This window comes from uncultured Streptococcus sp. (genome assembly GCF_905372115.1).
GTDB lineage: Bacteria > Bacillota > Bacilli > Lactobacillales > Streptococcaceae > Streptococcus.
On sequence record NZ_CAJPNR010000033.1, the window covers coordinates 1 to 23,676 of the forward strand.

General features: G+C 43.4%; 22 protein-coding genes. 21 read left to right on the forward strand and 1 reads right to left on the reverse strand.

The genetic code is table 11. The annotated features are described in order from the left end of the window. The 4 genes from rplU to QZ169_RS08585 form a co-directional block, all read left to right on the forward strand. On the forward strand, window positions 1-293 hold a 293-nt coding region (gene rplU / locus QZ169_RS08570; RefSeq protein ID WP_295506370.1), incomplete at its 5' end, for a 50S ribosomal protein L21. A gap of 15 nt (window positions 294-308) precedes the next feature. After that, window positions 309-653, forward strand: a complete 345-nt coding sequence (locus tag QZ169_RS08575) for a ribosomal-processing cysteine protease Prp (protein ID WP_227963388.1) — start codon at window positions 309-311, stop codon at window positions 651-653. 17 nt (window positions 654-670) lie between these two features. Then, entirely contained in the window at window positions 671-964 is a 294-nt protein-coding gene (gene rpmA / locus QZ169_RS08580) for a 50S ribosomal protein L27 (protein WP_002895619.1), read from the forward strand. 250 nt (window positions 965-1,214) lie between these two features. After that, a complete protein-coding gene (locus QZ169_RS08585; RefSeq protein ID WP_295506373.1) occupies window positions 1,215-2,567 on the forward strand; it encodes a vWA domain-containing protein in 1,353 nt (450 codons plus the stop codon). 97 nt (window positions 2,568-2,664) lie between these two features. On the opposite strand, the gene QZ169_RS08590 is transcribed toward QZ169_RS08585, so the two are convergent. Then, the gene (locus QZ169_RS08590; RefSeq protein WP_295506376.1) at window positions 2,665-3,405 is read right to left on the reverse strand and encodes a hypothetical protein; all 741 of its coding nucleotides are present in this window, start codon (window positions 3,403-3,405) and stop codon (window positions 2,665-2,667) included. 236 nt (window positions 3,406-3,641) lie between these two features. Here QZ169_RS08590 and QZ169_RS08595 point away from each other — a divergent pair, with 236 nt between their 5' ends. The 17 genes from QZ169_RS08595 (at window position 3,642) to QZ169_RS08675 (ending at window position 23,537) form a co-directional block, all read left to right on the forward strand. Further along, a complete protein-coding gene (locus tag QZ169_RS08595) occupies window positions 3,642-6,440 on the forward strand; it encodes a glycoside hydrolase family 3 N-terminal domain-containing protein (protein ID WP_295506378.1) in 2,799 nt (932 codons plus the stop codon). 284 nt (window positions 6,441-6,724) lie between these two features. Continuing rightward, window positions 6,725-8,686, forward strand: coding sequence for a peptide ABC transporter substrate-binding protein (locus QZ169_RS08600; RefSeq protein ID WP_295506380.1), 1,962 nt, complete (start codon window positions 6,725-6,727; stop codon window positions 8,684-8,686). Window positions 8,687-8,797: 111 nt separating this feature from the next. Further along, entirely contained in the window at window positions 8,798-9,655 is an 858-nt protein-coding gene (locus QZ169_RS08605) for a GNAT family N-acetyltransferase (protein ID WP_295506382.1), read from the forward strand. A 119-nt stretch (window positions 9,656-9,774) separates the two neighbouring features. After that, complete coding sequence (locus QZ169_RS08610; RefSeq protein WP_032908183.1) at window positions 9,775-10,677, forward strand: LysR family transcriptional regulator; 903 nt, start codon at window positions 9,775-9,777, stop codon at window positions 10,675-10,677. Between the two features lie 3 nt (window positions 10,678-10,680). Then, window positions 10,681-11,148 (forward strand): signal peptidase II, encoded by a 468-nt coding sequence (gene lspA, locus QZ169_RS08615; protein WP_295506385.1) that lies wholly within the window; start codon window positions 10,681-10,683, stop codon window positions 11,146-11,148. Continuing rightward, window positions 11,132-12,028, forward strand: a complete 897-nt coding sequence (locus tag QZ169_RS08620; RefSeq protein ID WP_295506387.1) for an RluA family pseudouridine synthase — start codon at window positions 11,132-11,134, stop codon at window positions 12,026-12,028. The genes lspA and QZ169_RS08620 overlap by 17 nt, the downstream gene beginning before the upstream one ends. 115 nt (window positions 12,029-12,143) lie before the next feature. Continuing rightward, complete coding sequence (gene proB / locus QZ169_RS08625; protein WP_295506389.1) at window positions 12,144-13,253, forward strand: glutamate 5-kinase; 1,110 nt, start codon at window positions 12,144-12,146, stop codon at window positions 13,251-13,253. 21 nt (window positions 13,254-13,274) lie between these two features. Then, the gene (locus tag QZ169_RS08630; RefSeq protein ID WP_295506391.1) at window positions 13,275-14,537 is read left to right on the forward strand and encodes a glutamate-5-semialdehyde dehydrogenase; all 1,263 of its coding nucleotides are present in this window, start codon (window positions 13,275-13,277) and stop codon (window positions 14,535-14,537) included. Window positions 14,538-14,539: 2 nt separating this feature from the next. Next, entirely contained in the window at window positions 14,540-15,343 is an 804-nt protein-coding gene (gene proC, locus QZ169_RS08635; protein WP_295506408.1) for a pyrroline-5-carboxylate reductase, read from the forward strand. 139 nt (window positions 15,344-15,482) lie between these two features. After that, window positions 15,483-16,613 carry a radical SAM family heme chaperone HemW gene (hemW, locus tag QZ169_RS08640; RefSeq protein ID WP_295506393.1) on the forward strand — a complete coding sequence of 377 codons (1,131 nt, stop codon included), beginning with the start codon at window positions 15,483-15,485 and terminating at the stop codon, window positions 16,611-16,613. A gap of 3 nt (window positions 16,614-16,616) precedes the next feature. Further along, window positions 16,617-17,372 carry an acyl-[acyl-carrier-protein] thioesterase gene (locus tag QZ169_RS08645; RefSeq protein ID WP_295506395.1) on the forward strand — a complete coding sequence of 252 codons (756 nt, stop codon included), beginning with the start codon at window positions 16,617-16,619 and terminating at the stop codon, window positions 17,370-17,372. Continuing rightward, window positions 17,369-18,139 carry a TIGR01457 family HAD-type hydrolase gene (locus QZ169_RS08650; protein WP_295506397.1) on the forward strand — a complete coding sequence of 257 codons (771 nt, stop codon included), beginning with the start codon at window positions 17,369-17,371 and terminating at the stop codon, window positions 18,137-18,139. Before QZ169_RS08645 ends, QZ169_RS08650 begins: the two co-directional genes overlap by 4 nt. Beyond that, entirely contained in the window at window positions 18,132-18,761 is a 630-nt protein-coding gene (locus QZ169_RS08655) for a TIGR01906 family membrane protein (RefSeq protein ID WP_295506399.1), read from the forward strand. The genes QZ169_RS08650 and QZ169_RS08655 overlap by 8 nt, the downstream gene beginning before the upstream one ends. A gap of 13 nt (window positions 18,762-18,774) precedes the next feature. Next, a complete protein-coding gene (locus QZ169_RS08660) occupies window positions 18,775-19,758 on the forward strand; it encodes a CPBP family intramembrane glutamic endopeptidase (RefSeq protein ID WP_295506401.1) in 984 nt (327 codons plus the stop codon). A gap of 169 nt (window positions 19,759-19,927) precedes the next feature. Then, entirely contained in the window at window positions 19,928-20,671 is a 744-nt protein-coding gene (locus QZ169_RS08665) for a DeoR/GlpR family DNA-binding transcription regulator (protein ID WP_125401615.1), read from the forward strand. Continuing rightward, window positions 20,668-21,579, forward strand: a complete 912-nt coding sequence (gene pfkB / locus QZ169_RS08670; RefSeq protein ID WP_295506404.1) for a 1-phosphofructokinase — start codon at window positions 20,668-20,670, stop codon at window positions 21,577-21,579. The genes QZ169_RS08665 and pfkB overlap by 4 nt, the downstream gene beginning before the upstream one ends. Continuing rightward, window positions 21,576-23,537, forward strand: a complete 1,962-nt coding sequence (locus tag QZ169_RS08675) for a fructose-specific PTS transporter subunit EIIC (protein ID WP_295506406.1) — start codon at window positions 21,576-21,578, stop codon at window positions 23,535-23,537. The genes pfkB and QZ169_RS08675 overlap by 4 nt, the downstream gene beginning before the upstream one ends. The last annotated feature ends 139 nt before the right edge of the window (window positions 23,538-23,676 follow it).

A 23,676-nucleotide genomic window follows, 5' to 3' on the forward strand; every position in this document is an offset into this window, starting at 1 on the left:
AAACTGGCGGAAAACAAGTTAAAGTTGAAGTTGGTCAAGCAATCTACGTTGAAAAGTTAAACGCTGAAGCTGGTCAAGATGTTACTTTTGACGAAGTTGTTCTTGTTGGTGGTGAAAACACTGTTGTAGGAACTCCGCTTGTTGCTGGAGCTTCTGTTGTCGGAACTGTTGAAAAACAAGGCAAGCAAAAAAAGGTTGTTACTTACAAGTACAAACCTAAAAAAGGCAGCCATCGTAAACAAGGTCACCGTCAACCATATACAAAAGTTGTCATCAACGCTATCAACGCTTAATTTTAAGGAGATTAAATGATACACGCAGTCTTTGAAAGAGCCGAAGATGGCGAACTGAGGCGTGCAGAAATCACAGGTCACGCCGCGAGTGGTGAATACGGCTTTGATGTCGTGTGTGCGTCCGTTTCGACGCTCGCCATTAATTTTGTCAATTCAGTTGAGAAATTCGCAGGCTACGAACCAAACTTAGAATTAAACGAAATAGAAGGCGGTTATCTGAAGGTTGAAATTCCTCAGGATATACCGTCACACCAAAGAGAAATGACTCAGCTTTTCTTTGAATCATTTTTCCTAGGAATGGCAAACTTATCGGAGGACTCATCTGAGTTCGTCCAAACCAGAGTTATCACAGAAAACTAACACGGAGGAAAAACATTATGTTAAAAATGAATCTTGCTAACTTGCAACTATTCGCCCACAAAAAAGGTGGAGGTTCCACATCTAACGGACGTGATTCACAAGCAAAACGTCTGGGAGCTAAAGCAGCTGACGGTCAAACCGTAACAGGCGGTTCTATCCTTTACCGTCAACGCGGCACTCACATCCATGCAGGTGTCAACGTTGGACGCGGCGGAGATGATACTTTGTTCGCAAAAGTTGAAGGCGTAGTACGCTTTGAGCGCAAAGGACGCGATAAGAAACAAGTTTCTGTTTACCCAATCGCTAAATAATTAATAAGAAATCCCCATGATCGGATATTGAGCATGGGGATTTCTTATTAGAGACGGCACGATAAAGCATTTATTTAATAATTCATGATGATGCTCATCAGTTTTAGCATACAAACTCTGATAATATTCTAAAATTTTAATTTTTAGACTAATAAATATTTGAAATCGCTTGCATTTCCTATTTTTTTATGTTATTCTGTATAAAATAGATGCAATCATGTTTCTAAATCTAAAAAGATAAGGAGAAATTATGGAAAAAGAATCATTTAAACTTCCAGGCTTTTCATTGTATAAATTGAAAGTTGGATTAGCATCAGCAACTCTTCTATTTGCCTTTTCACAAGCTTCGCATGTTTTTGCAGACCAGGTTGGCACACCACCTTCAAGCAGTATAGCAAAAACTGAAGCAGTAAGCTCTCCGATTGAAGCTGCTGGTACTGAAATTGCTGCTGATACGACGAAACCTGTTGTTGAAGAATCTACAGCGAAACCAGGAGATTTGATTGATGTCTCAAAAAATGTATCACCTGTTGATGTCAAAGAAAGTCAAGAAGGCAATCAAACAGTCCGTGTAGAAACGTCGACTGTTGATGTTACAAAGACAGAAGTGGCTCCGGCAAAGGTTGATAAGGCGCCAGAGCCAATAACTAGACGTACTGAAAATACTTTATCTGGCACAGATGAAAATGGGAATCCCTATACGCAGTATGAGCGAGTAGATAAGACTACAACTATTACCTACACCTCAACGCCACCAACTGTGACAAAAGCTGGTTCAGCTGATATTGTATTTGTTGTCGACCGTTCAGGATCCATGGGTGGCACAATTGATATTGTTCGTGCAAATATTAATGAATTTGTGCGAAATATTACTAAAGAGGGGATTACAGCACGTTTTGGCTTGGCAACATTTAGTGATGAAGTCTACGGCCGTAATTCTGGCAGCAAAGATGAAGATACGGTTCTAACACGGTTTGGGTCATCTTATTTTACAACTGATCCGGCTGAGCTCGAAAAAGCGTTAGCTGCGATTCGTATAGCGAGTGGAGGAGATACTCCAGAAACACCAACTCCTGCCTTGAACCAGATTATTTCGACCTATGATTGGTCTAAGTCATCTAAAAATAAGAAATTCGTCGTTTTATTAACAGATGCTGAAATGAAAGAAGACCCTTCAATTCCAACGGTTGCTGATACACTTGCGGCTTTGAAAGCTGCTGGTATAGAAAGAACCGTAGCAACGGTAAAATCGATTGAGGGAATTTACAAAAATTTTGCAACAGAAGGCAGAGTGCTTGATATCGAAAATAACCTAGCTGATGCTCTAACAAAAGGAACCACTTCATGGATTGTTGAAAGTGTCAATGAAGCTCGTTACTATAAAATCATAAAAGATAGTTATCAATTCTATCTTGAGCGTCGTACTACAATGCCTATATCTACCGTCTACCATGTTCAGGCACCAACACTTTTGGCCAAATCTGAACAGACTCTTCCTAAAACAGGAAGTAGCGAAAAGGCAGTCTATAGTGTTGTGGGGCTTGGTTTGCTTCTGGCTGGCTTGGGGCTAGATATTAGTGTAAGAAAATCAAAAGAACAATAACCATCTGCTTATAAAAAATGAATTTTCTATTTGAGTGATTTTGAATAAAATAAATACCAGAAACGAAGACATACGTCCTCATTTCTGGTATTTTTCGTTATGGTGTAACTTCTTCGTCTTTTATATTGACAACGCCATGCCAATTAGTATAATAGGTCTTTCCTTTGTAGTCGAAAGAACCTTGCCTCAAAAGATCGCCATACTCGGTAAAGTAATAATAGTACTTGCCAATCTTATAAAGTCCGTTTTTATAAGGTGTCCCATCTTCTCCAAAGTAATAAGTATATTCAGAGTAACTAACAAATCTGTTTTTGACCATTTCTCCGTAAGAATCAAAGAAGTATTGCTTGCCGTCTACACTGTAAAGATTGATGACCCTTCGTCCTTTTTCGTCAAAATAATAGACTTTACCTGTTGGGCTAGTATAGAAGGAGTTTTTTAGATTCGTCGGAATTTGTTCTCCTGGATCATCCCGAACTTCGTATATAGATCTATTAGGATCAAGTGCATAGTATTTACCCTTGTAAAGAACGATTCTATTTCTAATCCTTTCACCAGTTTCTTCATCAATAACGCTAGGATAATCATTCTTAGGTGCTTCCGGAACCTTGATAGGTCCTGGATCATCAAAGATAGTAGGGTCGTCCTCAATGTCTGGTACACTAGGATCGTAAATACCAACTTCACGTCTAGAAGCCCAGTCAGGGATTGACTTGTTCTCTGCTCGAACTGTTCCGGTGGAAATCAAAGCAGCGGCCAAAGTTGCAGCAGAAGCGAGGGAAAGCCCCAGCCAGTAGCGTCGGTTGAACATTGTTTTGGTGTTCTTTTTTTGTCTCATAGCAAATCCTTTCTATGCAACTGTTAGTATAAGATTAAAGAATCTCATTTTTAACAGTTAGGTTATGTTGTTTCTATAAAATTATACCTCTGTAACATTTCTATAATATTGTAATACTATTTCGTTTTTATAGAGATTATATTACTAATTGGTGATAAAAACGAACAATCATTAGATAATAAGTAAACGTTTACAAACATCGTTTTTTATGCTATTATTATAGGGATGAAAGGAGAATGCCTATGATGAAAAGGTATAAATTACTATTGGCGCTTGCCTTGTCATTACTGGTTTTTTGGCCATTGGGAGCCATAAAGGCAGATACGGCTAATCAGCCGCCGGAATCTGCTAACCAGTCTGAACAAATAAGTGCTGCTGTTGCAACGGACTCTTCTGATAGCGGTGCAGGGGCTAGGGGCACGCCAAGTCAGGATAGTCAGATTGCCGCAAAAGCCTTGACAGTCTCTGATGCTTCGGCAGTTGCAGCTACTGAAACGGCTGCTTCAAGCCAAGCTGCCAATGCAGAAAATTCGGTGGATAATCCTGCCAAACCAGCGACAGCTCAGTCTGCAGAAGTTTCCTCTGCTACCAATCAGGCGCAGGGTCAGGCAGCAAGTGATACCCCTTCGGCTTCTAAGAGAGTACAGGAGCTTGTGGCGGATATGACACTTCGTCAGAAGATTACACAGATGCTGATGCCAGACTTCAGAAAATGGCAGCAAGATGGCCAAGCCACCCAGTCCGATATGACGGAGCTTAATAAAGAAGTGGCAGAAGCGGTTGATAAATACGACTTTGGTGGTGTCATTCTCTTTGCTGAGAATGTGAAAGGAACTGCTCAAACCTTAGCCTTGACGCAAGCTCTGCAGCAAGCAGCTATCAGCAACCAAGCTAATAATGGTAAATTGCCGCTCTTGCTCGCGATTGACCAAGAAGGTGGTATTGTCTATCGCTTGGGCAGTGGGACTGCTCTTCCTGGCAACATGGCAGTTGGTGCGACGCGTGATCCAGAATTGGCTAACCAAGCAGGTCAAATTATTGGACGGGAGCTATCGGCTCTAGGTTTGAATGTCAACTTTGCTCCTGTTTTTGATACAAATAACAATCCGCAGAATCCAGTTATTGGTTTACGGTCCTTCTCTTCAGACCCTAAGGTTGTTGCCCGTTTGGGGACGGCTATGATGGAGGGGATTCAGAAATACAATGTCGCAGTAGCGGCTAAGCATTTTCCTGGGCATGGTGATACGGCGGTAGATTCTCACACTGGTCTGCCTCTGGTAGACAAGTCCTATGCGGAGCTCGAAGCGCTGGAGTTGCTGCCCTTCAAGGCCGCCATTGACAAAAACGCTGATATGCTGATGACAGCCCATATTCAGTATCCTCAGATTGAAAAAGACACTATTATATCTAAGCAAACTGGAGAAACCATATATATTCCTGCTACCTTGTCTGATGATATTATTACTGGCATTGTTCGCAAAAAGTTCGGCTACAAGGGTGTGGTAGTATCTGATGCTATGGGCATGGATGCGATTGCCAAGAATTTTGGAGAATCTGAAGCGGCTATCATGGCAATCAAATCAGGCGTGGATGTAGTTCTGATGCCAACTGTCTTACGCAGCAAGAGTGATTTAGCTAAGATTGATAAGATTATCAATGATATTGAGCTGGCGGTTCAGAGAGGTGATATTCCAGTCAGCAGATTAGATGAGTCTGTTACCCGCATCTTGAACTTAAAAGAAAAACGAGGTATTTTAGACTTTGACCCATCTGAGCGTACTCAAGCTAAGGCTGAAGCAACTGTTGGTTCAGAGCTAAACAGAGATACTGAACGAAAAATCGCTGCTAGTGCAGTGACCGTAGTTAAAAATGATGATACTGTTCTGCCCTTTAAGGTCAAATCTGGCGACAGAATTTTGCTGTTAGCAGCCTATGACGATGAAGTGCCTGGACTAGAGCTGGGTGTCAAGCGTTTGATAGCTGACGGAGTGATTCCAGCAGGCGTCACATACGAAGCGCTGAACTACAGCAAGACAACCAAGTTGGAAGATTTGAAAGGAAAGATTGATCAGGCTACTCACATTGTTCTGATTTCTGAGATTGGACGGCAATCTCAACTGGCCAGCGATTTCTGGTTGACAAGAGTACCGACGGAAGTTGTAGACTATGCAAATGCAACTGGAAAACAGGCAGCTGTCATGAGCATTTCTAAACCGTATGATGTAGCAAATTATCCTAATGCCAAGGCTATTGTAGCAGTTTATGGAAACAAGGGAATGGATCCGACTGAGTCTCTGAAGCCGGACAATGCTTTTGGTCCTAATATCCCAGCTGGAGTGGAAGTGATTTTCAATGGTCAAAAACATGTTGGAACGCTACCAGTAAATGTGCCGCGTATCAAGGATGGCATCATGTCTGAGACAGAGGTAGCCTATCCTATCGGGCATGGTCTCTTTTATACTGATCCAGTTAAGGATATCAAAGTCAATGTTCCTGCATCTGCTCAGCTAGATCAGCCTTTTACACCTACCGTTACCCTGAGTGGATTAAATGGTCTAGAGAAAAATGACTATCGTCTTGCCCTTAAGATGGATAATCAGCATTTCAGCATTCTCCCTAGTCCAGACTATACCATCTCTGGTGATACTGTTCTGATTTCTAAAAAAGCCAACGATACTAATCCGGTTGAGATTGGTTTGAAAGGCTTAGTGGAAGGTCAGTTCAGTCCAGTGCTTTCCCTAACCTTGATTGACAGTCAAGACAGAGAATTTAGCATGGGAGAAGGATATTACAAGGAGCTTGTTCAAGTTACTGCAGTTAGGCAGAACATGGTCTCAGGTCAACAAAATCCTCCGCAGTTGAGTTTGCGTTCTGTTGAACCTGTAAGTTCTCGTCGGCAACTAAGTCAGCAGGCTGCACAGGCTAGCCAGCTCCCTAAAACAGGAGACGGCAGCAGTTTGTTCTTAACCTTGCTGGGTGCCTTGTTCTTGTTTGGAATTGTCTATCTGTATGGCTTATCATACCGAAGACTATAAGAAATAAAAAATGAGAATACAGCAGTAATACTTTCGTAGCTTTACTTATTCTTGATAACATAACAAAAAGGAAGAATCCAAGACAACTTTGCAGTAAAAGCGGATTCTTCCTTCTTTATTTAGAAATTTGCAGAAATGCGGTAACGGAAAGCTTTGTGATCTTGCTAAAAGAACCTGACCTTAAATATTTTACTTAACTGTCATCGGTTTACTATTTACTTTTTATACGTTTTTTGGTATAATAGTTCATGTTATAAAATATAACATCAAAGGAGGTTCTATCCATGAAAGCATCTAAATGGCTGATTGCGACTGGAGTTGTACTGAGTGCCGGGCTATTGCTGACGGCTTGTAGCCAGTCTTCATCTAGCACAAATAATTATACTTACGTTTATAGTTCAGATCCTGACAGCTTGAACTATCTTGCTACAAACCGTGCAACGACAGGTGATGTCATTTCCAACCTGGTCGATGGACTTTTTGAAAATGACAAGTACGGGAACCTGATTCCCTCAATCGCCAAGTCATGGACAGTTTCTAAGGATGGTCTGACCTATACTTACAAGCTGCGTGATGATGCTAAATGGTACACATCCGATGGTGAAGAATATGCAGAAGTAAAAGCCCAGGACTTTGTGACTGGCTTGAAGTATGCAGCAGATGAAAATTCTGAAGCTATTTATCTAGTTCAAGATTCTGTGAAGGGCTTGGATGCTTATATTAAGGGTGAAGATAAGAATTTCGACAATGTCGGTGTCAAGGCTATTGATGACCATACCCTTCAATACACTCTGGCGCGCCCTGAGCCTTACTGGAACTCTAAAACGACCAACACGATTCTTTTCCCAGTCAATGAAGAGTTTCTGAAAGCAGAAGGAAGTAATTTTGGCTCTGTTAAGCCTTCTAGCATCCTCTATAATGGTCCTTACTTGCTCAAGTCGCTGACTTCCAAGTCTGTGATGGAATTTGTCAAAAACCCAAATTACTACGACAAAGACAATGTCACTCTGGATAGTATCAAGCTGACCTACTATGATGGAAATGATCAGGAAGCACTGATTCGTAACTTCAGCGATGGCGTTTACAGCACAGCTCGTCTCTATCCGAATAGCTCAGGCTTTGCTTCAGTCAAGAAGAAATACGCGGACAATATCGTATACAGCCCGCAGGATTCTACTTCTTATTACTATAATTTCAACTACAACCGTCAGTCTTACAATCATACTTCTAAAACAACAGACGCTCAAAAGTCTGCGACCAACGAAGCGATCATGAACAAAGACTTCCGTCAGGCTATCAACTTTGCCTTTGATCGTACGTCTTATGGAGCGCAAGGAAATGGTGAAGACGGAGCGACTAAGGTCTTGAGAAATACCCTAGTACCACCTAGCTTTGTTCAAATTGGCGACAAGGATTTTGGAACCGTTGTTGGGGAAAAATTAGTCAACTATGGCAGCCAATGGCAAGGAATTGACCTCTCTGACGCTCAAGATCCTTACTATAATCCTGAAAAAGCTAAGGCGAAATTTGCAGAAGCGAAGCAGGCCTTGCAGGCTAAGGGGGTTGAATTCCCAATTCACTTAGATATGCCAGTGGATCAGTCTAGCACGATTGGTGTACAATGGGCTAGCTCAACCAAGCAGTCTATTGAATCGGCTCTTGGAGCGGAAAATGTCGTCATTGACCTGCAAAAGATGAGCACAGACGATCTTAATAATATCACCTATTTTGCTAACTCTGCTGCTCAGAAAGACTATGATATGTCTACTGGTGGCTGGACTGGTGACTACCAAGATCCATCTACTTACCTTGATACTCTCAATATCAAGAACGGCGGAAGCTTGCAAAACTTTGGATTTGAACCAGGTCAAGACAATGATAAGATTAAAGAGCTTGGCTTGGATACTTATACCAAGATGCTGGAAGAAGCCAATGCTGAAACCAACGATGTGCAGCTGCGTTACGAAAAGTATGCAGAAGCGGAAGCTTGGTTGCTAGATAGCGGCTTGATTATCCCGACTGTATCACAAGGTGCAACACCGTCTGTGACTAAGTCAGTGCCATTTACAAAGGCCTACTCACCAGTTGGTGTTAAAGGTTCAGGCTACAACTTCAAGCTGACTCAGCTTCAGAAGGATGTTGTAACGACCAAAGAATACGAAGCGGCTAAGAAAAAATGGAAAGAAGAAGCTACTGCGGCAAATAAAAAAGCCCAGGAAGAACTTGCTGACCACGTTGAAAAATAAAAACGATTAACTTAGCGACATTGGGGCTGGATTTTTCCAGTCCCTTTTTGAATGACTTGACTAAGGTTTTTGTAGTAAAATAGAAAGAAATACTGGAAGGAAGTGAGACGGATGCAAATAAGAATTTATAGTGCATTGCCTGAGAAAGAAAAGCAGGCATTGTTTGAATTAGTTCAAGAGTGTAATAAGGCAGACGGAGGCTATCGACTGCCCTATCTGGATAATAATTATAATGCAGATCCTGAAATGCCCGCCTTCTTCTTGGCTGAGATGGATGGCCGAACCATCGGCTTTTTATCAGTCTACGCGGATGAACCTAGCCAAGCTGAGGTGTCTCTTTATGTTCTGCCGGCGTATCGTCGTCAGGGTGTGGCTAATCAGCTTCTGGCTGCTTTTGCAAAAGTAGCTGAAAAGTATGATTTGACCGAGATTGAGTATGTAGCAGAGCTCGCCTTTTTGAACGCTCAACCCGACTTTGCTAGGAGATTTGATTACCAAGAGGATGAAGCAGAAATCTGGCTAGCGCAGCCTGCTCAAACTTTTCCTCTGGAAGAAAGAGAAGGGATAGAGGTTTTGCAGGGGAGTTTGGACTTGGCAGAGGAAATTGCTGCTTTTCAGTCCCAAGTCTTTGAGACACCGCTTGATGTTGCCTTGAAATACGCCAGAGAAGCTGTCAGCAGCGCATCCAGCTTGCTCTATATCCTGAAAAAAGATCATCGGGTTGTGGCTTCAGTATCAGTTGATACGGATTTTGGAACCAATTATTTCTTTGGCTTGGCTGTTGATCAAGATTTTCAGGGTCAGGGGTTAGGAAGCTATCTCTTGCTTACAAGTATGCAGGATTTGAATGAGCTAAATGGACAGGAGTTTCAGATTGTCGTAGAAAAGCAGAATAGCCGAGCTTTGAAACTTTATAAAAAGCTAGGGTTCAAAGAGATGACAGAGGTTATCTATCCAAAAGAAAAATAGCAAATTTTTCTAAGATTACTCATTAACTTAAAAGGAGAAACCGGCTTCTTACAGCTGGTTTCTTTTGTTCTGCCTTGGTTTATGGTATAATGAGACGATATGTAAAGAAGGAAAATGTTATGAATATTCAACAATTGCGTTATGTGGTTGCCATTGCTAATAGTGGGACCTTTCGAGAAGCAGCGGAAAAAATGTATGTCAGCCAGCCTAGTCTGTCTATCTCTGTCCGTGATCTGGAAAAAGAGCTGGGATTCAAGATTTTTCGTCGGACCAGCAGTGGTACTTTTCTGACTCGCCGAGGAATGGAGTTTTACGAGAAAGCTCAAGATTTGGTCAAGGGTTTTGATGTTTTTCAAAATCAATATGCTAATCCTGAAGAGGAGAGGGATGAGTTTTCTATTGCCAGCCAGCACTATGACTTTCTGCCGCCTTTGATTACACAATTTTCTCAGACCTATCCTGAGTATAAGAACTTCCGGATTTTTGAGTCAACAACTGTACAGATTCTGGATGAAGTAGCGCAAGGCCACAGTGAAATCGGTATTATCTACCTTAATAATCAGAATACCAAGGGTATTATGCAGCGGGTGGAAAAGCTAGGCTTGGAAGTAATTGAGCTCATTCCTTTTCAGACTCACATTTACCTGCGGGAAGATCATCCTCTAACTCAGAAGAAGGAGTTGGTCATGGAAGATTTGGCTGCTTTACCGACTGTTCGTTTCACTCAGGAAAAGGACGAGTATCTCTATTATTCAGAGAATTTTGTCGATACCAGTGCCAGCTCACAGATGTTTAATGTGACGGACCGCGCGACTTTGAATGGGATTTTGGAGCGTACGGATGCTTATGCGACTGGATCTGGCTTTTTGGACAGCAACAGTGTGAATGGCATTACTGTCATCAAGCTTCGTGACAACTTGGACAACCACATGGTCTATGTCAAGCGAGAAGATGTGGAGTTGACTCAGGTCGGAGAAGACTTTGTATCAGTTATGAAAGAGTATTTTGCACAGAAAAAATAAAGTATGAAAAGAAAAATTATTATTCCTTTTGCAGTCTTGGTTCTTATTGCTTTGGACCAGCTGGTTAAGTTATATATTGTCAGAGATTTTAAGCTGGGGGAGGTCAAGAATTTCATTCCGCATCTGGTGAGTCTGACCTATCTCCAGAATACCGGCGCAGCCTTCTCCATGTTGGAAAATCAGCAGTGGCTCTTTACTTTGGTGACATTTTTGGTCATTGGCGGAGCTGTTTACTACCTCATCAAGCATCTCCATGCCTCAAAGTGGATGCTGGGTGGACTGACCTTAGTGATTGCTGGCGGTTTAGGGAACTTCATTGACCGAATACGTCAAGGTTTTGTTGTGGACATGTTTCAGTTAGATTTTATTAATTTTGCTATTTTCAATGTAGCGGATATGTATCTGACCTTTGGTGTAGCTATTTTACTGCTGATGATTTTGAAGGAAGAAAAAGATGGAAGTAAGAATTGAGGCTTCAGTAGCTGGTCAGCGATTGGACAAGGCGGTTGCTGAGCTGACAGACCTATCCCGTAGTTTGGCCAATGAGCAGATTAAGGACGGCCGGATTTTGGTCAATGGACAAGCCAAAAAAGCCAAATACGCTGTCAAAGAAGGCGATGTCATCTCCTATGAGCTACCTGAGCCGGAAGTGGTTGAGTATGTGCCTGAGGATATTCCGCTAGAAATCGTCTACCAAGATGAGGATGTGGCAGTTGTCAATAAACCGCAGGGAATGGTCGTCCATCCTTCTGCAGGCCATACAAGCGGTACGCTAGTCAACGCCCTTATGTACCATATTAAGGATCTGTCTGGCATCAACGGTGTCCTCCGCCCGGGCATTGTTCATCGAATTGACAAGGACACTTCAGGGCTTCTCATGATTGCTAAAAATGACCAAGCCCATGTGGCTCTGGCTGATGAACTTAAGGATAAGAAATCCCTACGCAAGTATTGGGCTATTGTTCATGGAAAGCTGCCTAATGACCGTGGAGTGATTGAAGCACCGATTGGCCGTAGTGAAAAAGACCGCAAGAAGCAGGCCGTGACGGCCAAAGGCAAGCCTGCTCTGACGCGTTTCCAAGTCTTGGAGCGCTTTGGTGACTATACCTTTGTCGAGCTTCAACTGGAAACAGGCCGAACTCATCAAATCCGCGTTCACATGGCCTACATTGGACATCCTGTAGCTGGAGATAAGGTCTACGGACCGCGTAAGACTTTAAAAGGACATGGCCAATTTCTGCACGCACGAACACTGGGCTTCACCCATCCTCGAACTGGTGGAGTGCTGGAATTTACAGCTGAAGTGCCAGCCATTTTCCAAGAAACCTTAGAAAAATTGCGACAAGAATAGGTAGGTTTGCTCATTGTTAAAATACAAATTTTCCTCTGACCGCTTCAATCGCGGTCATTTTTATTTTACGTAAATCGTGGTATAATAAGACAATCTAGCAGTGAAGGAAAAGGAAATGAAAGCAAAGCGAATCGTATTTAAGGTGGGAACTTCGTCATTGACAAACGCAGATGGCAGTCTGTCACGCGCCAAGGTAAAGGAAATTACACGGCAGTTAGCCCTCTTGCACGAGGTGGGACATGAGTTGATTTTGGTCTCATCAGGAGCCATTGCGGCAGGTTTTTCTTCTCTAGGCTTTAAAAAGCGACCGACCAAGGTGGCTGATAAACAAGCCTCAGCTGCGGTTGGACAGGGTTTGCTTTTGGAGGAATATACAACCAATCTTCTTTTGAAGCAAATCATTTCTGCTCAGATTCTTTTGACCCAGGATGATTTTGCAGATAAGCGGCGTTATAAGAATGCCCATCAAGCCTTGTCTGTCTTGCTGAATCGTGGAGCTATTCCCATCATCAATGAAAATGATACGGTGGCTATTGAGGAGCTCAAAGTCGGGGATAATGATACACTGAGTGCGCAGGTAGCGGCTATGGTTCAGGCAGACCTCTTGGTGCTTCTGACTGATGTAGACGGACTCTACACGGCCAATCCGTCTACCAATCCAGATGCCCGCCGGCTTGAAAAGATTGAGAAGATTAGCTCTGAGCTGATTGATATGGCAGGCGGTGCAGGAACGAGTAATGGAACTGGCGGCATGTTGACAAAGATTAAGGCAGCAACGCTTGCGACCATGTCAGGTGTGCCGGTCTATATCTGCTCCTCGCTCAAGACTGATGCTCTGCTGGAAGCTGCTGAGGAAACCAAGGATGGCAGCCTCTTTTTAGCCCAGGAAAAAGGTCTAAAAACGCAGAAGCAATGGCTGGCTTTCTATGCTAAAAGTCAAGGTGAAATCTATGTAGATCAAGGAGCAGCCGACGCTCTCAGAAATAATGGAAAAAGTTTGTTGGTATCCGGACTTGTATCTGTATCGGGGAACTTTGCCTATCAGGATACGGTGACCGTTTACGAGGAAGGCAGCGGAGCTATTCTTGGTAAAGGGCGCGTGCGTTTTGGCAAGGCTGCTCTTAAAGATATGCTCAAGTCAAATAAACCTAAGGGTGTTGTGATTCATCGGGATGATTGGATCTCTTTGACACCGGAGTTAAATGATTTATTTGCTGAATTTTAGAAGACGAGGAAAGGAGAAGCGATGACCTCAACACAAGCGATTTTTAAAAAGGTTCAGAAAGTCAAGAAGACGATCAATACGGCCACAACGGCTGAGAAAAACCATGCTTTGGAAGAAATGGCAAGTCAACTCTGGTTTTCTCGTGCTGACATTTTAGAGGCCAATGAATTGGATATAACCGCAGCTAAAGGTAGGATTTCAGATGTGATGCTGGACCGCCTCTATCTGGATGAGGAGCGGATTGCTGCTATGGCAGAGGGCATTCGCCAGTTGATTGACTTGGAGGATCCTGTAGGGCAAGTCTTGGATATGACCGAGCTTGATAACGGCCTTTTCATCAGTAAAAAGCGGGTGGCTATGGGCGTGATTGGGATTATCTACGAAAGCCGGCCTAACGTCACCTCTGACGCAGCAGCTCTGGCTCTAAAGAGCGGTAGCGCAGTCGTTCTCAGAAGTGGTAAGGATGCTTATCAGACAGCGCTAGCTATTGTCACAGCTTTGAAAGAAGGTTTGGGTCAGACAAAGATTTCACCGGATTGTATCCAGTTGGTTTCTGATACCAGTCGAGCTTCCGCCCAGGCCATGATGAAGGCCAAGGGATATCTGGATTTGCTCATTCCTCGCGGAGGTGCTGGACTGATTCAGGCGGTCGTGGAAAATGCGACTGTGCCTGTTATCGAGACAGGTACTGGAATTGTCCATGTCTATGTAGATAAGGATGCTGATCAAGACAAGGCTTTGGCGATTATTGAGAATGCCAAGACCAGTCGCCCTTCTGTCTGCAATGCCATGGAAGTTCTACTAGTTCATCAAGAGATTGCAGCTGCATTTTTACCACGTTTGCAGAAGATGCTGGTAACAGATCGTGATGCTGCGCAAGAAAACCCTGTTGAATTACGTTTGGATGAGAATGCAGGTCAGTATATCTCGGGCTCGCAAGCTAAATCGGAAGATTTTGAAACCGAATTTTTGGACTATATCTTAGCGGTCAAGCTGGTTTCTTCGCTAGAAGAAGCGGTGGAGCATATTGAAACTCACAGCACCCATCACTCGGATGCCATTGTGACGGAGAACGCTGCAGCGGCAGCTTACTTTACAGAGCAGGTGGATAGCGCAGCAGTTTATGTCAATGCCTCAACCCGCTTTACAGATGGCGGTCAATTTGGTCTTGGCTGCGAAATGGGGATTTCTACTCAAAAACTGCATGCCAGAGGTCCTATGGGACTGAAAGAGTTGACCAGCTATAAATACGTCATCCAAGGAACTGGTCAAGTGAGGAAATAATGATGAAAATTGGATTTATCGGTCTGGGAAATATGGGCGGCAGTTTAGCCCGTCTAGTTGCCCAAGATGAAAGATTTAGAAGCGAATTACTTCTGGCTAATCGCAGTCGTGACAAGGCTGAAAAGATTGCTGCGGAAGATGGTGGGCAGCCGGTCAGTAATGCAGAAGTTTTTTCTCAGGCAGAAGTGATTTTTCTGGGAATCAAACCGGCTCAATTTGCTGACTTGCTGTCTGAATATCAGGAAGTTCTAGAGAAACGGGAGTCTCTTTTACTGGTTTCTATGGCTGCTGGCCTGCCCTTGGAGATATTAGAAAAATTGACATCTAGCCACCATCGTTGGATTCGGATCATGCCTAATACACCGGTAGCTGTAGGTGAGGGTGTTATTAGCTATAGCTTATCTCAGCAGGCGAATCAAGTGGATGAAGATTTGTTACAGGAGCTTCTGTCTTCGGCTGGCCTTTTAGTCAAACTAGAGGAGAAGCAATTGGATGCAGCGACTGCTCTTGCTGGCTGTGGACCAGCCTTCGTCTATCTCTTTATAGAGGCTTTAGCGGATGCTGGTGTTCGAGCAGGACTCAGTCGCGATATATCGCTTGAACTGGCCAATCAAACCCTTTTAGGCACTGCCAAGCTAAGTCAGGTCAGTGGGCAACATCCGGCTCAACTCAAAGATCAGGTCTGCAGTCCGTCTGGTTCAACTATCGCCGGGGTAGCCAGTCTGGAAGAAAATGCCTTTCGGGGAACAGTCATGGATGCCGTTCAAGCTGCCTACAAGAGGACGCAAGAGTTGGGGAAGAATTGATTTAGATCTTCAATTTTTTAGATTATAGGAAAGGGTGTGGCTTGCGAGGACAATTTTTGTCTTTACAGGCTCACTCTTTTTTTTCTTTGTTTGATTATCAAATAAGTCCTCATTCTAAAACTGTGGTATAATAAGTACTATGCAAACCAAACCAACTTCTGCTTATGTGCACATTCCTTTTTGTACTCAGATTTGTTATTACTGCGATTTTTCCAAGGTTTTTATCAAAAATCAGCCGGTAGATAGTTATCTAGAGCATTTGATTGAGGAGTATCATTCTTACGATATCCAAAAGCTCCGTACCCTCTATATCGGTGGCGGAACTCCGACGGCTCTATCGGCGCCTCAGTTGGCCTTTTTACTGGAAAAGCTGACTGGTAAGCTAGATTTATCTTATCTTGAAGAGCTGACCATTGAAGCCAATCCTGGGGACTTGGACCAGGAGAAGATTGCTGTACTTAAAGACTCGCCCGTCAATCGGGTTTCGCTGGGAGTACAGACCTTCAATGACCGCATGCTCAAGCAGATTGGCCGCAGTCACTCGGAAAAGGACATCTATGAGAATATTGCCAATCTCAAAAAAGCGGGATTTGACAATATTTCGATTGATCTGATTTACGCCCTGCCCAAGCAGACCATGGAAGATGTGAAAACCAATGTAGCCAAGGCCATTGCTTTGGACATTCCTCACATGAGTTTGTATAGCTTGATTTTGGAAAATCACACAGTATTTATGAATCGGATGCGGCGAGGGAAGCTGCCTCTGCCTAAAGAAGATTTGGAAGCGGAGATGTTTGACTATATTATAGCTGAGCTGGAAAAGGCCGGCTTCGAGCATTACGAGATTTCTAACTTTTCCAAGCCAGGCTTTGAGAGCCGTCACAATCTCATGTACTGGGACAATGCGGAGTATTATGGTATTGGAGCGGGAGCGTCTGGCTATGTCGATGGTGTTCGCTATAAAAACCACGGGCCGATTCGCCATTATCTGCAGGCGGTGGAAGCGGGCAATGCCCGTGTGCAGGAAGAAGTGCTGACGCTGAAAGAAAAGATGGAAGAAGAGATGTTTCTAGGACTGCGCAAGAAATCAGGCGTGTCTAAAAAACGTTTTGAGGAAAAATTCGGTCTTTCCTTTGAAGACCAGTACGGAGCTGTTGTGTCTGAACTGACTGAGCAAGGCTTGCTAGTCCCGGACAGAGATATCGTGCGCATGACCAAACAAGGCCTCTTTTTGGGCGATACGGTTGCTGAGAAATTTATATTGGAGTAAATCATGGGCTTAACTTATCAAATGAAAATGAAAATTCCTTTTGATATGGCAGATATGAATGGCCATATCAAGCTGCCAGATGTTATCCTGCTGTCCTTGCAGGTATCGGGGATGCAGTCAATCGAGCTTGGCGTCAGTGACAAGGATATGCTGGAGCAGTATAATCTGGTCTGGATTATCACGGACTATGATATTGATGTGACACGTCTGCCACGCTTTGCAGAGGAAATTACCATTGAAACAGAAGCTTTGACCTACAATCGGCTCTTTTGCTACCGGCGCTTCACAATCTTTGATGAAGCAGGCGAAGCCATTATCAAGATGATGGCGACCTTTGTTCTCATGGACCGGGATAGCCGCAAGGTTCGTGCCGTTGATCCGGAGATTGTAGCGCCATACCAGTCTGACTTTTCCAAGAAATTACTGCGCGGTCCTAAGTATCCAGCTTTGGAGAATCCTGTCAGCAAGGACTACCATGTGCGCTTTTACGACTTGGATATGAACGGACATGTCAATAATAGCAAGTATTTGGACTGGATTTTCGAGGTTATGGGGGCAGACTTCCTTACGAAGCATATTCCTAAGAAGGTCCATCTAAAGTATGTCAAGGAAGTTCGACCAGGTGGCATGATTGCTTCTAGCTACGACCTAGAAGGTCTGCAGAGCAATCACCAGATTTCCAGTGACGGCGAAGTCAATGCCCAAGCTTTGGTTACCTGGCAAGAGTTTAAACATGAGAATGAGGAAGAGCAGAAATGACTTATAAAGGATATTTGATTGATTTAGACGGGACGATTTATAAGGGGAAGAGCAGGATTCCGGCTGGTGAAACTTTTGTACATGAGCTGCAGAAGCGCAAGATTCCCTATCTTTTCGTGACCAATAATACCACACGCACGCCAGAAGCAGTGCAGACCATGCTGGCTGCAAATTTCAATATTGAGACGCCGCTTGAGACAATTTACACAGCAACCTTAGCTACTATTGACTATATGCAGGAGAAAAATCTGGGCAAGAAAGCTTACGTTATTGGTGATGTCGGGCTTAAACATGCCATTGAAGAAGCTGGATATATAGAAGACACAGAAAATCCTGACTATGTGGTAGTGGGGCTGGACTGGGAAGTGGATTATGAGAAGCTGACAATAGCGACTCTGGCTATTCAAAAGGGTGCTCACTTTATCGGGACCAATCCTGATCTCAATATTCCGACGGAGCGCGGTCTGCAGCCGGGAGCGGGTGCTATCAACGCCCTCTTGGAAGCAGCCACTCGTGTTCAGCCGACCTTTATCGGCAAGCCTAATGCTATTATCATGGAAAAAGCGATAGAGCATCTAGGACTGGCGCGTGAAGAAGTGGTCATGGTAGGTGATAACTATCTGACAGATATTCGAGCAGGAATTGATAATGGGATTCCGACCCTCTTAGTCACGACAGGATTTACCCTGCCAGAAGAGGTGCCTAATCTGCCGATCCAACCGACACATGTCTTGTCCAGTCTAGCGGAGTGGGACTTCGATGCGTGATAAGTTGAGATTTTCAGCCAGCGTCTTGTGCTTGCTGGCAACAGCTATTTTGTTAACCATTTATCTGGCTTGGCTCTTATACCCGATGGAGATTTCTTATTTCAACTTACTGGATAAGGTGTATTTGAAAGCTGAGACCATCCAGTATAATTTTAATATTTTGATGAATTATCTGACCAATCCTTTTAGTCAGAAGCTGGCAATGCCGGATTTTCGCTCGTCTTCAGCTGGGCTGCATCATTTTCAGGCGGTCAAGTATCTTTTTCACTTGGCGCAAGCTATTTTTCTAGTTACTTTGCCGGCTTTGATCTTCTTTGTCAAAAAAGTGGTCAAAAAGGGATTTTTAGGCCTCTACAGACGGGCTTTTCTAGTGATGAGTATCTTGCCACTTGTCTTTGCTGGACTGGCCTTTCTGATTGGCTTTAACAGTTTTTTCACACTCTTTCATCAAGTTCTCTTTGCCGGAGACAATACTTGGATGTTTGACCCGGCCAAGGATCCAGTCATTTGGATTCTACCCGAAGAATTTTTCATGCACGCCTTTATTCTCTTTGCTTTGCTTTATGAGGGAATCTTTTTGACCTTGTATTTCCTATGCAGAAAGGGTAAAGAGCAAATTTAATATAGGAGATTTTATGTATTATATACCTGAACCTTTAAATCCTAAAAAAGATCTAGGACGATTTTCAGCGACTTGCTTTACTTATTTGTGGGTCATGCTTGGCGCAGTTTTCTTTTACGTATTAGTGGCTTTTTTTATCGTCTTACCTGGGCAAGGTATGGATATTCAAAAAACGCAAGACATTGTCACCAAATTCATGGAAAAGGACGGTGGAGCCTATATTCTAGCTTCCTGTCTCGGTGTTCTTACTTTCACTGTGTCTCGGGGTAAGCAGCTCTTTAAATACGACCTTCGTCGCAAGGGGCGGAAGATGACTCCTAAAGTTTTCTTTTATATGATTTGCTTCCTTTTATTCGCCCAACTGTTTACAGCTGTTGTCAATCAGATCATGCAGGCTATCTTGCAACTCTTCAATCTAGATCTTTCTAGTATGGAATCAGGAGGCGGCGGTTCTGAAACACTGACCATGTTGATTTATTCATCCTTGATGGCTCCGGTTACGGAGGAAATTATTTTCAGAGGTGCTGGATTAAGAGCGTTAGAGAAGCATGGAAAGATTTTTGCCATTCTTCTGACTGCGATTTTGTTTGGTCTCTTTCATGAAAATCTTTATCAGTTTTATTTTGCTAGTTTGATTGGTTTAGGTTTTGGCTATATCGCTTTTGAGTATTCGATTATCTGGTCTATCATTTTTCATGCTCTCAATAACTTTGTCATAGCAGAAGGTATAGCTTTTCTTTCAAAAAAAGCTCCAGAGCCTATTGTTAACATCGTTTTTTACGGCCTATTAATCGCTGGCAGTACAGTATTTCTTTTGCTCTTAATCTTGAAATGGCCAAAATTTAAGGAATACATTGACACAAATCGTTCGCTCCCAGAGACCTACCGACAGGCTTTTAAATCAGTCTGGTTCTGGGTTCTGGTTGTGTTTACTTTTCTTGGAACGTTTCTGCCTGTCATGGCAGCCTATCTTGTATCATTGATCAATAATAGCTAATTGCCTTTTATTTGGCAGTTATGCAACGATATGAAAGGAGTTGGATATAGTCCAGCTCTTTTTTGTTCGATAAAAAGATAGAAAATGAAAGTTTTTGATAGAAAGTGCTTGACATTGAAAAATAAAGAGGTATAATAATAATCGTAAACGATTCCAAAGGAGGTGCTTTATGCTGAAGTCGGAAAGAAAACAGGTTATTCTAGAGACAGTCATAAGAGAAAAATTTGTTTCTTTAGACTATCTAGTACATGCTTTAAACACTTCAGAATCAACTGTCAGAAGAGATTTGGATGAATTGGAATGCGAGCACAAGCTGCGACGAGTTCATGGAGGAGCCGAAAGCCTTCATTTTCTACAGGAAGAGGAGAGTAATCAGGAAAAATCTATCAAAAGCATTCAAGAAAAGACAGCTATTGCCAAGATGGCAGCAAGCTTGATTCAAGAGCATGATGTGATTTTTATTGATGCGGGGACAACCAATGAGCTTTTAGTCAATGAGTTGCATGACCCTAGAGTGACAGTCGTCACCAACTCCATTCACCATGCGACAAAGTTGGTAGAGCGCAATATCCCGACGGTCATTATCGGCGGAAAGGTCAAGCGCTCAACGGATGCCAGCATTGGCGGTGTGGCTCTGAATCAAATCGGTCAGTTGAATTTCGATAAGGCCTTTATTGGAATGAATGGCATTGACGATGGCTTTTTTACCACTCCAGATATGGAAGAAGGAGCTGTCAAAAGAGCGATTTTGGAGAACGCTAAGAAGACTTATGTCTTGGCTGATCTTTCTAAACTAGGACAGACGTCTTTTGTCAAGGTTGCTCCTCTTGCCAAAGCAAGCATTATTACTATTCAAAATGAATCGGAAGTGATTCAAGCGCTGAAAGAAAAAACGGAGGTGATTGAGGTATGATTTATACTGTCACACTAAACCCTTCCATCGACTATATTGTCCGTCTGGACAAGGTCCTTATAGGAAGCGTCAATCGGATGGACAGTGACGACAAATTCGCTGGAGGAAAGGGAATCAATGTTAGCAGAGTTCTCAAACGTCTAGGTATTGAGAATACAGCGACTGGTTTTATCGGTGGTTTTACTGGCAAGTTCATCACAGATACTCTAGAAGAGGAAGGGATTTCCAGCCATTTTGTAGAAGTTGAGCAGGATACTCGTATCAATGTCAAGATTAAAGCAGATGCTGAGACAGAGATTAATGGACCAGGTCCTAACATTTCCAGTTATAAACTAGAAGAACTTGAGAAGTTCCTTTCTTCTCTGACTTCAGAAGATACAGTAGTCTTCGCAGGCAGCAGTCCTAAAAATCTAGGAAATGTTGTCTACAAGGAGCTGATTGGCTTAACCAGAAAGACAGGAGCACAAGTCGTCTGTGACTTTGAAGGCCAGACGTTGCTTGATTCATTAGAGTTTGAGCCGCTCTTAGTCAAACCTAACAACCACGAACTAGGTGATATTTTCGGAGTCAAGCTTGAAAGCTTGGATCAGATTGAGAGTTATGCCCGTCAAATCTTAGACAAGGGTGCCCAGCATGTGATTATTTCCATGGCTGGCGACGGTGCCTTGCTGGTAACTCAAGAGGGTGCCTACTTCGCTAAACCTATCAAGGGCAATGTGAAAAATTCTGTTGGTGCTGGCGACTCTATGGTGGCTGGATTTACCGGAGAGTTTGTCCGGTCTGGCGATGTTATTCAAGCCTTTAAATGGGGAGTGGCCTGCGGAACGGCAACCACCTTCTCAGATGATTTGGCGACAGCTGGTTACATAGAAGAAATCTATGAAAAAGTAGAGGTAGAAAAAATATGAAAATTCAAGACTTATTAAGAAAAGATGTGATGTTGCTGGACTTGCAGGCAACAGAGAAAAAAGCCGTTATCGAAGAAATGATTCAAAGCCTAGTGGAACATGGCTATGTGACAGACTTTGAGACTTTCAAAGAAGGGATTTTGGCTCGTGAAGCCTTGACTTCTACAGGCTTGGGTGACGGGATTGCTATGCCTCACAGCAAAAATACTGCAGTGAAAGAAGCGACTGTACTCTTTGCCAAGTCAAATAAAGGCGTAGATTATGAAAGTTTGGATGGCCAGCCAACTGATCTCTTCTTCATGATTGCAGCTCCTGAAGGCGCTAATGATACCCATCTAGCTGCCTTGGCTGAATTGTCTCAATACCTGATGAAGGATGGTTTTGCGGATAAATTGCGCCAAGTGACTTCACCTGATCAGGTGATTGAGCTCTTTGACCAAGCTTCAGAAAAAGCAGAAGAACCTGCTGTCGTCGAACCTGCCAATGAAGGCGGAGACTTCCTAGTGGCTGTAACAGCATGTACGACAGGAATTGCGCATACCTACATGGCTCAAGAGGCTTTGCAGAAGGTCGCAGCTGAAATGGGTGTCGGCATCAAGGTTGAAACCAATGGTGCCAGCGGTGTCGGAAATAAGCTGACAACAGAAGATATCAGAAATGCCAAGGCTGTTATCATTGCAGCAGATAAAGCGGTTGAAATGAATCGCTTTGACGGCAAACCGTTGATCAATCGTCCAGTTGCGGATGGTATTCGTAAGACTGAAGAACTGATTAATCTGGCTCTTTCAGGAAATGCTGAGATTTACAAGGCTGCTAACGGCAGCGGTTCTGCAGAATCAAGTAATGAGAAACTTAGTCTGGGCGGCGCTTTCTACAAGCACTTGATGAGTGGTGTTTCCCAAATGTTGCCATTCGTTATTGGTGGCGGGATTATGATTGCCATTGCATTCTTGCTGGATCAGATCTTAGGTGTACCAAAAGATCAGCTTTCTAATCTGGGAAGTTATCATGAGATTGCAGCGCAGTTTAAAGCAATTGGTGGAGCAGCATTTGGTTTCATGTTGCCGGTATTAGCTGGTTATATCGCTTACTCAATCGCTGAAAAGCCAGGTCTGGTTTCTGGTTTCGTAGCTGGTGCCATTGCAAGCAGCGGTGCATCATTTGGTGGTGTTGCCTATGCTGAAGGCGGTCAGAAGACTCTTGAATTAACTGGTGTATCATCTGGTTTCCTTGGTGCTTTGGTAGGAGGATTCTTAGCCGGTGGTGTTATCCTGATTCTTCGCAAGCTTCTTGCAGGTCTGCCTCGCTCACTTGAAGGTATCCGTTCAATCTTGCTCTTGCCTCTTCTGGGTGTTCTTGTGACTGGATTTGTAATGTTGGCGGTCAATATTCCAATGTCAGCAATCAATACAGCCCTGAACGATTTCTTGGCAAGTCTGAGCGGAAGCTCTGCTGTCCTCCTCGGTCTCTTAGTCGGTGGTATGATGGCTGTCGATATGGGTGGGCCGGTTAATAAGGCTGCTTACGTATTTGGTACAAGTACACTGGCAAGCACTGTTTCAACTGGTGGTTCGCCTGTTATGGCAGCAGTTATGGCAGCTGGTATGGTTCCGCCTTTGGCAGTATTTATTGCAACTCTTTTGTTCAAACATAAATTCACTGAAGAAGAACGCGATTCAGGTTTGACAAACATTGTCATGGGTCTGTCTTTCATCACAGAAGGAGCTATCCCGTTTGGAGCTGCTGACCCAGCCCGTGCTATTCCAAGCTTTATCGTAGGTTCAGCTCTTACAGGTGCTCTTGTAGGATTGTCTGGTATCAAGCTAATGGCTCCTCACGGAGGAATCTTCGTTATCGGTTTGACAAACAATCCAATTCTTTACTTGGTATACGTATTGATTGGTGCAGTAGTCAGCGGTCTTATCTTTGGTTACCTGCGCAAACCACTTGAAAAATAATATTTAAAGAGGCTGGGACAAAAGTCCTAGCCTCTCAATTGTCTTTGGACTGTCGAGCAAGACGCAGTGGTTGAGTGGGCTCTGCTACGCTGATTTCATCAGCTTTTACAGCCCTACTCAACTGTGCGGAGGTGGGACG

Coding starts and splice junctions, on each gene's coding strand:
- QZ169_RS08610 (WP_032908183.1), top strand. CDS start 9,775: ATGAATATTCAACAATTGCGTTATGTGGTTGCCATTGCTAATAGTGGG.
- QZ169_RS08630 (WP_295506391.1), top strand. CDS start 13,275: ATGACCTCAACACAAGCGATTTTTAAAAAGGTTCAGAAAGTCAAGAAG.
- lspA (WP_295506385.1), top strand. CDS start 10,681: ATGAAAAGAAAAATTATTATTCCTTTTGCAGTCTTGGTTCTTATTGCT.
- QZ169_RS08650 (WP_295506397.1), top strand. CDS start 17,369: ATGACTTATAAAGGATATTTGATTGATTTAGACGGGACGATTTATAAG.
- proC (WP_295506408.1), top strand. CDS start 14,540: ATGAAAATTGGATTTATCGGTCTGGGAAATATGGGCGGCAGTTTAGCC.
- QZ169_RS08675 (WP_295506406.1), top strand. CDS start 21,576: ATGAAAATTCAAGACTTATTAAGAAAAGATGTGATGTTGCTGGACTTG.
- QZ169_RS08605 (WP_295506382.1), top strand. CDS start 8,798: ATGCAAATAAGAATTTATAGTGCATTGCCTGAGAAAGAAAAGCAGGCA.
- proB (WP_295506389.1), top strand. CDS start 12,144: ATGAAAGCAAAGCGAATCGTATTTAAGGTGGGAACTTCGTCATTGACA.
- QZ169_RS08575 (WP_227963388.1), top strand. CDS start 309: ATGATACACGCAGTCTTTGAAAGAGCCGAAGATGGCGAACTGAGGCGT.
- QZ169_RS08595 (WP_295506378.1), top strand. CDS start 3,642: ATGCCTATGATGAAAAGGTATAAATTACTATTGGCGCTTGCCTTGTCA.
- QZ169_RS08620 (WP_295506387.1), top strand. CDS start 11,132: ATGGAAGTAAGAATTGAGGCTTCAGTAGCTGGTCAGCGATTGGACAAG.
- QZ169_RS08645 (WP_295506395.1), top strand. CDS start 16,617: ATGGGCTTAACTTATCAAATGAAAATGAAAATTCCTTTTGATATGGCA.
- QZ169_RS08665 (WP_125401615.1), top strand. CDS start 19,928: ATGCTGAAGTCGGAAAGAAAACAGGTTATTCTAGAGACAGTCATAAGA.
- rpmA (WP_002895619.1), top strand. CDS start 671: ATGTTAAAAATGAATCTTGCTAACTTGCAACTATTCGCCCACAAAAAA.
- pfkB (WP_295506404.1), top strand. CDS start 20,668: ATGATTTATACTGTCACACTAAACCCTTCCATCGACTATATTGTCCGT.
- QZ169_RS08585 (WP_295506373.1), top strand. CDS start 1,215: ATGGAAAAAGAATCATTTAAACTTCCAGGCTTTTCATTGTATAAATTG.
- QZ169_RS08590 (WP_295506376.1), bottom strand. CDS start 3,405: ATGAGACAAAAAAAGAACACCAAAACAATGTTCAACCGACGCTACTGG.
- QZ169_RS08660 (WP_295506401.1), top strand. CDS start 18,775: ATGTATTATATACCTGAACCTTTAAATCCTAAAAAAGATCTAGGACGA.
- QZ169_RS08655 (WP_295506399.1), top strand. CDS start 18,132: ATGCGTGATAAGTTGAGATTTTCAGCCAGCGTCTTGTGCTTGCTGGCA.
- QZ169_RS08600 (WP_295506380.1), top strand. CDS start 6,725: ATGAAAGCATCTAAATGGCTGATTGCGACTGGAGTTGTACTGAGTGCC.
- hemW (WP_295506393.1), top strand. CDS start 15,483: ATGCAAACCAAACCAACTTCTGCTTATGTGCACATTCCTTTTTGTACT.